General features: G+C 65.3%; 5 protein-coding genes. 4 read left to right on the top strand and 1 reads right to left on the bottom strand.

Features of this window, described 5'->3' with window-relative positions:
• A partial coding sequence (locus R2834_24640; GenBank protein ID MEZ4703542.1) for a M1 family metallopeptidase occupies window positions 1-1,424 on the top strand: 1,424 nt, incomplete at its 5' end.
• Between the two features lie 221 nt (window positions 1,425-1,645).
• Here the strand turns inward: R2834_24640 and R2834_24635 are convergent.
• Entirely contained in the window at window positions 1,646-2,716 is a 1,071-nt protein-coding gene (locus R2834_24635; protein ID MEZ4703541.1) for an endo-1,4-beta-xylanase, read from the bottom strand.
• A 153-nt stretch (window positions 2,717-2,869) separates the two neighbouring features.
• Here R2834_24635 and R2834_24630 point away from each other — a divergent pair, with 153 nt between their 5' ends.
• From R2834_24630 to R2834_24620, 3 genes are all read left to right on the top strand, one after another.
• Window positions 2,870-3,628 carry a FadR/GntR family transcriptional regulator gene (locus R2834_24630; protein MEZ4703540.1) on the top strand — a complete coding sequence of 253 codons (759 nt, stop codon included), beginning with the start codon at window positions 2,870-2,872 and terminating at the stop codon, window positions 3,626-3,628.
• Between the two features lie 39 nt (window positions 3,629-3,667).
• A complete protein-coding gene (locus R2834_24625) occupies window positions 3,668-4,912 on the top strand; it encodes an enolase C-terminal domain-like protein (GenBank protein MEZ4703539.1) in 1,245 nt (414 codons plus the stop codon).
• Between the two features lie 151 nt (window positions 4,913-5,063).
• Window positions 5,064-7,211 carry an alpha-glucuronidase family glycosyl hydrolase gene (locus R2834_24620; protein ID MEZ4703538.1) on the top strand — a complete coding sequence of 716 codons (2,148 nt, stop codon included), beginning with the start codon at window positions 5,064-5,066 and terminating at the stop codon, window positions 7,209-7,211.
• The last annotated feature ends 140 nt before the right edge of the window (window positions 7,212-7,351 follow it).

Raw genomic sequence — 7,351 nt, 5'->3', positions numbered from 1 at the left:
AGCCGGGAGACCGGCTCGACATCGAGATCGACTGGTACTTCATCATCCCGCCTTATGGGGGGGCGCGCATGGGTCGCGACGGCCCGCTCTACGAAATCGCCCAGTGGTACCCCCGCCTCGCGGTATACGACGATGTGCGCGGATGGAATAACGAGCCGTACATCGGCGCCGGCGAGTTTTATCTCGAATACGGCGACTTCGACGTCACGCTCGACCTGCCGGCCGCCTATGTGGCCGTGGCCACGGGCGAACTGCAAAACGCCGAACAGGTGCTCACGCAGACGCAGCGCGACCGCCTCGCGCGCGCCATCCAGTCCGAAACGCCGGTGGCCATCATCACCCGGGAAGAGGCCGGCGATACCGGACGCACGCGCCCCACCGCGTCGGGCCGGCTGAACTGGCACTTTACGGCCTCCAACGTGCGCGACTTCGCCTTCGCCGCCAGCCCGAACTTCCGCTGGGACGCCGCCGGCTACGACGGCATCCTCATCGAAGCGCTGTACCGCACCTCCGCCCCCAAATGGGAAGAAGGCATCCGGATGGCCGTCCATTCGATCAAGACCTTCAGCGAGATGTGGTACCGCTACCCCTACTCGCACGCCACCACCGTCGAGGGCCCCATCGAAGGCATGGAATATCCGATGCTCACCTTCGTGCCGGACAATCCCCGCGTGGAAGACCTCCAGTGGGTGCTCGCGCATGAGTTCGGGCACGAATGGTTTCCGATGGTCGTCGGCTCCAACGAGCGGTTTTATCCCTGGATGGACGAGGGCTTCAACACCTTCATGGACCTCTACGTAGCCGCCGATTACTACAAGGGGACGCCCTACGGCGAATCGATCGAATGGAATCCGCTGGCCATCTACCCCGAAAACGCCGTCCCGGGCAAGGAGCAACCGCTGATCACCCGGCCGGCCGAGCAGTACAACCTCTTCTGGACCGCCTACCAGAAGCCCGCGCTCATGCTGCAGCTCCTCCGGCATGAGGTCCTGGGCCCCGAACGGTTCGACCGGGCGTTCCGCGCCTACATCGCCGCCTGGGCCTATAAACATCCCACGCCGGCGGACTTCTTCCGCATCATGCGCGACGTCTCCGGGATGGACCTCGACTGGTTCTGGCGCGGATGGGTCATGACCGCCGCGCGGCTCGACCAATCGGTTCTCGGGCTCGAGGCCCGCCCGGACGGCGGGACCAACGTCGTGCTCGTCAACCAGGCCGACATGGTGATGCCGCTCGAACTCAAGGTCGACTTTGCCGACGGCGCCACCGAGACCTTCAAGCTCCCCGTGGAAATGTGGAACCAGGGCCCGCGCTTTACCTACCGGATCCCCGGCACCCGATCCGTCCGCGCCGTCGAGATCGACCCTCGCCACCGGATGCCGGACAGCAACCGCGCCAACAACCGCTGGTCCGCCGGGAATTGATGGCGGGGATGCCCCGGCCTGTCAATCCCATCCGCATCCGGTGACCTGACATCGGGTCCGGGACGTTACGCGGTGCCGTTGATCCACGCCGGCTAGCTGGTCCGCGAACCGCACAAAAAACACCAAAAAAACACGGCCGCATCCGGTCCACCAGCCTCACCCCCCGGGGCCGGTCCATTTTGCCGGCATGCGACGCGGCGGTCGCCGCGTCCCCCTCGCCCCTAATGCGCCGAGCGATGGGCGCGTACGGCGCCCATGACCGCGTCGTACGCCGGCTTCGGCTGCCCGACGCGGTTGAAGAGCAGCGGATAGTTGGTGCGGCCGCGGACCGGCCAGTTGTTCAGCCACGAGTCGCCGTCGTCCACGCCCCAGAACGTGACGCGGGAAATCACGTCGCTGTGTTTGAGGTAGACGTTGAACAGGCGCGCGTACTGGTCGGCCTGTAGCCGCAGGAGGGAGTCCGGCGCGACCTCGCGGTAGGGATCGATCCGGGCCTGGAGGGCCGGGTCCTGCGACAGATCGACCCCGCGGTAGTCCGAGCCTCGGGGGAGCACATCCACATCCAGCTCGGTGATCATCACCTGGAGCCCGAGCTGTGCAAAGGCGGCGATGGTGGAATCCTGCGCTTCGGGCGTCGGCCATTCGAGCCGGTTATGCCCCTGCAGGCCGACGCCGTCGATCGGGGCGGCCTCGCGCTGGAGCCGGCGGATCAGGTTCACGGCCCCGTCCCGCTTCGCCGTGTTTTCCAGCCCGTAGTCGTTGTAATACAGCTCGGCGTCGGGGTCCGCTTCGTGGGCGAAGAAAAACGCGAGGCCCACGTAATCCTCCCCGATGATCCGGTACCAGGGCGAATCGCGCAGGGTGCCGTCCTCGTTGAGGGCTTCGTTCACCACATCCCAGCCGTGGATGCGCCCCTTGTAGCGCCCCACCACCGTGTGGATATGATCCCGCATCCGGGCCAGCAGCGCGTCGCGATCCAGCGGCCGGCCTTCGTCATCCTGGAACACCCATTCCGGCGTCTGATTGTGCCAGACCAGGGTATGGCCGATAATGAACATGCCGTTTCGCTCCCCGAAATCGACGTATCGATCCGTCGCCGCAAACGCATAACGATCCGGCTCGGGGTGAACATACTGCCACTTCAGGGCGTTCTCGGGCGTAATCGTATTAAAATGGCGTGCAACCAGGTCGGCGTCTCGACGATCGCGTTCCGAAAACTGGGATTCGTTCAACGCGGCGCCCACCATGAAATACGGTTCGAGCGTCCTCTTGAGCGTCGGCTGCGCCAACACTCCGGGCAGCCATATCGGCGCTACGACAAGGCAGCCTATTCCCAGCATCAGCGCCATTCGACAGCGAATCCTTTGTTTCATGCGCGTATCCTTCTTGCTTTAAATAAGCAGACGGGTTACTTTCGTCCCCTAATTGATAATATCACTTATTCCATGGCGCGTCAACCGAGCAAGCGAAAGAAGAACGCACCCGACTCGAAGCAGAAAATCAAACCCACGCTCACGGATGAACTGGCCGAGCGCGTGGTGCACATGATCCGATCCGAGGGCTACAAGCCCGGAGACCGGCTGCCGGCCATCATGGCCATGTCGCGCACGTTCGGCGTAGGGCATCCCTCGCTGCGCGAGGCGTTGCGCCGGCTCGAGCTGGTCGGCATCGTCGAGATCAAGCACGGGTCGGGCGTGTACGTCGGGAGCGACCAGGACCGCCTGGTTGTTACCAATCCGAATTACGGCGGCGAAGTTTCGCGCAAGTTGATGCTCGACCTCATCGAGGCCCGCATCCCGATCGAGTCCCGAACGGCCAAGCTGGCCTCGATCAACGCCACGCCGGCGCAGCGCGCGCGGCTCCGGGAGCTGCTCGAACGGGCCGCCGCTAATTTACGCAATGACGAGCTCCTGAACGCCACCAACCTCGAGTTTCATCACGAGATCGCCGTCGCGTCCGACAACAAGGTGCTCGCCCAGCTGATCAACGCCCTGACGAGCCTGTTCCGGAACGATCAACTGCGGATCATGACCATTTACGGATCCAGGGAGATCGATCATCAGGAGCACTGGTCCATTTTCGAAGCCATCGACAAGCGGGATCCCGAGCTCGCGCAGCGCCTCATGGAAGAACATCTGGAAGGTATTCGCAACGTCCTGCTCCAGTGGGACCCCGTGAAAAAGCCGATCAACGGCTCGTTGTAGCCGGCAGACCACGTACATCCTCCCTGACTCCTGCCCCTGATGCGCATTACGGACCTCCGGGCTACGCCTGTCACCGTACCACTCGAAGCCCCGCTCCGTCATGCGAACGGATGCCACTGGGGCCGCTTCGTACGCACCGTCATCGAGATCGAGACGGACGAGGGCCTGATCGGCCTGGGTGAGATGGGCGGCGGCGGCGAGTCCGCCAACGCGGCCTTTGCCGGCCTGAAGCCGTATCTGATCGGGCGCGACCCGCGCCGGATCGAGGAACTCCGCTTCCTGATCGCCAACCCGACCGCGTCGCTGTACAATAACCGGACGCAGATGCTGGCCGCGATCGAGTTTGCGTGCCTGGACCTGATGGGCCAGAAATGGGGCGTCCCGGTATCGGAAATCCTGGGCGGCCGGCTCCGCGACCGCGTCCCGTTCGCCTCGTACCTGTTTTATCGGTACCCGAACCCGCAGACCGGCTGCGGCGAAATACGCACGATCGACCAGCTGGTCGACGAGGCCCGGGCGCTCAAGGCGAAATACGGGTTCACGACCCACAAGCTCAAGGGCGGCGTCTTTTCGCCGGCGTATGAGCTGGAGTCGTACCGCGCCCTCGCCGCCGCGCTCGACGGCGACCGGTTTCGGTTCGACCCGAACGGCGTATGGTCCGCCGAGGACGCCATCGCGTTCGGCCGGGCGATCGAACCCCTCCGCAACGACTATCTCGAAGACCCGGTGTTCGGCCTCAACGGCATGCGACGGGTCCGCGACAAGGTGCGCATGCCCCTCGCGACGAACACCGTGGTTGTGAATTTCGAACAGCTGAGCGCCAACGTGCTCCAGACCGCCGTCGATGTGATTCTGCTCGACACGACGTTCTGGGGCGGCATCCGACCCTGCATCAAGGCGGCGGGCGTGTGCGAGACGTTTCAGCTCGGTATCGCCGTTCATTCGAGCGGCGAGTTGGGGATTCAGATGGCGACCATGCTCCATCTGGGCGCCATCCTCCCCAACCTTAGTTACGCCGCCGACGCCCACTACCATCACCTGGTGGACGACATCATCGCCGGCGGAAAATTCCAGTACGAAGGCGGCTCCATCGCCGCCCCGACGGCCCCGGGGCTGGGCGTCACGCTCGACCGGGACAAGCTGGCCGAATACCACGAACGCTTCCTCCGGCTCGGCAGCTATCCATACGACCAGGACCCCCTGCGCCCGGGATGGACGCCGCTCGTGCCCAACGACCGCTGGTCCGACCCCGCCGACGCCCGGCATCCGGCCTTGCCGTTCTAGGCGCATTGGGTTGGGGATGGTTGGGGGATGCGGGATGCAAGGTAGGTCGGGTTAGCGAAGCGTAACCCGACACAGATGCGGGATGCGGGTTGGACGGGGGCCGGGATACGTGCGATATTTCATGCAGAAATTGCCAAAAGCCGTAGACGTCATGTTACGCCGATTCCTCCTCGCCGGCGCGCTGTTGTGCCTCGCCGGCCCCACGCTCCTCCACGCCGACGACGGGTACGACCTCTGGCTCCGGTACCCCCGCATCGAGCAGCCCGACGTCCTCGCCGGCTACCGCGCTACCCTTGCGTACTGGCGGGTGGATGGCGACTCCGAAACGCTGGACGCCGTGCGGCGCGAACTCGCGCTCGGCCTCGGCGGACTGCTCGGCATCGGCCAGGACGGTGCGGGCGCCGGCCTCCTGCTGCTCGGGACGCCGGCCGCCTCCCCCACCCTGCGCGCCCTCGGGCTCGACGAAGCCCTCGGCCGGGTAGGACCCGAAGGATTTCTGATACGCAGCGTGCGGATCGCCGGCCAGCCGGCCACGGTGATCGCCGCGAACACCGACCTCGGCGTCCTCTACGGGGCGTTTCATCTCCTGCGGCTCGTGCAAACCCGCCAGCCCGTCGACCGGCTCGACGTGGCGTCGTCGCCGGCCATCGCGCATCGCCTCCTCAACCACTGGGATAACCTCGACCGGACCGTGGAGCGCGGCTACGCCGGCTTTTCGTTGTGGGACTGGCACAAACTGCCCGATTACCTCGATCCGCGCTACACCGATTACGCCCGCGCCAACGCCTCCCTCGGCATCAACGGCGTCGCCCTCACGAACGTCAACGCCAACGCGACGAGCCTCACGCCGATGTATCTGGAGAAGGCCGCGGCGCTCGCGAACGTCTTCCGGCCCTATGGCCTCCGCGTCTTCCTCACGGCCCGTTTCAGCGCCCCCCTCGAAATCGGCGGATTGCCCACCGCCGACCCGCTCGACCCCGCCGTCGCCGCCTGGTGGAACGCCAAGGCGGACGAGATCTACCGCTACATCCCCGATTTCGGCGGCTTCGTCGTCAAGGCCAACTCCGAGGGCCAGCCCGGGCCGCAGGACTACGACCGCTCCCACGCCGATGGCGCCAACCTGCTGGCCGACGCGGTCGCGCCGCATGGCGGGATCGTGATGTGGCGCGCGTTCGTGTATTCCAACGAGGAGCCGGACGACCGCGCCAGGCAGGCGTACAACGAGTTCGTCCCACTCGACGGCACGTTCCGGCCGAACGTGCTCATCCAGGTCAAGAACGGTCCGATCGACTTCCAGCCGCGCGAGCCGTTTCACCCGCTGTTCGGGGCCATGCCGGCCACGCCGCTCATGATGGAATTCCAGATCACCCAGGAATACCTCGGACAGGCGACCCACATCGCGTATCTGGCCCCCCTCTTCAAGGAAGTGCTCGACGCCGACACGTACGCGATGGGCGCGGGATCGACCGTCGCCAGGGTGTTCGACGGCGACCTCCACAACTACCCGACGACGGGCATCGCCGGCGTGGCCAACATCGGCACCGACCGAAACTGGTGCGGCTCCGCGATGAACTGCGTCAACTGGTACGCCTTCGGCCGGCTCGCGTGGGACGTTTCCCTTTCCTCCGAGCACATCGCCGACGAATGGCTGCGGATGACGTTTTCGAACGAGCCGGCTTTCGTCGGGCCCGTCACCCGCCTGCTCATGGGGTCGCGCGAGGCGGTGGTCGACTACATGACGCCGCTCGGGTTGCACCATCTGATGGGCCGCGGCCACCACTACGGGCCGGGCCCGTGGGTCAGCGGCGGTCCGCGGGCGGACTGGACGTCGGTCTATTACCACCGCGCCGACAGCGCCGGCATCGGGTTCGACCGGACCTCCGCCGGCAGCAACGCCGTCGCGCAGTACGCCGGCCCCGTGCGCGACCGCTTCGAGCGGGTGGAGACCACCCCCGACGAACTCCTGCTCTGGTTCCACCATCTGCCGTGGACCCACCGGATGCGCTCCGGCCAGACGCTCTGGGACGAACTCCTCGCCCGCTACCAGCGCGGCGTCGACGCCGTGCGCGGGATGCAGCAGACCTGGGACAGCGTCCGGCCGTACGTCGACCCCGAACGGTTTGCCCAGATCGAGGGGTTTCTGGCGATCCAGGAAAAAGAAGCGCGGTGGTGGCGCGACGCGAGCGTGCTCTACTGGCAAACGTTTTCGGGGATGACGATCCCGGAAGACTACGAAAAGCCGGAGCACGACCTGGACTACTACGAGGGCCTCCGCTTCCCGTACGCGCCTGGAAACTGAACATGGTGTGATCTCTCCGCTGATGACGCAGCGTCGGGTTATTCAAACAGCGTCGGGTTACGCTTCGCTAACCCCCATAACAAGGTTTTTGTCAAGATAGCCCCAGATTTTCTTTCTGGCGCTGTATCGTAATCTACCAG

Source organism: Rhodothermales bacterium (assembly GCA_041391505.1).
Classification (GTDB): Bacteria; Bacteroidota; Rhodothermia; order Rhodothermales; family JAHQVL01; genus JAWKNW01.
Note: the sequence above shows the minus strand (reverse complement) of the source record. Positions and strands in the feature narration are given on the sequence as shown.

Coding starts and splice junctions, on each gene's coding strand:
- R2834_24630 (MEZ4703540.1), top strand. CDS start 2,870: ATGGCGCGTCAACCGAGCAAGCGAAAGAAGAACGCACCCGACTCGAAG.
- R2834_24625 (MEZ4703539.1), top strand. CDS start 3,668: ATGCGCATTACGGACCTCCGGGCTACGCCTGTCACCGTACCACTCGAA.
- R2834_24620 (MEZ4703538.1), top strand. CDS start 5,064: ATGTTACGCCGATTCCTCCTCGCCGGCGCGCTGTTGTGCCTCGCCGGC.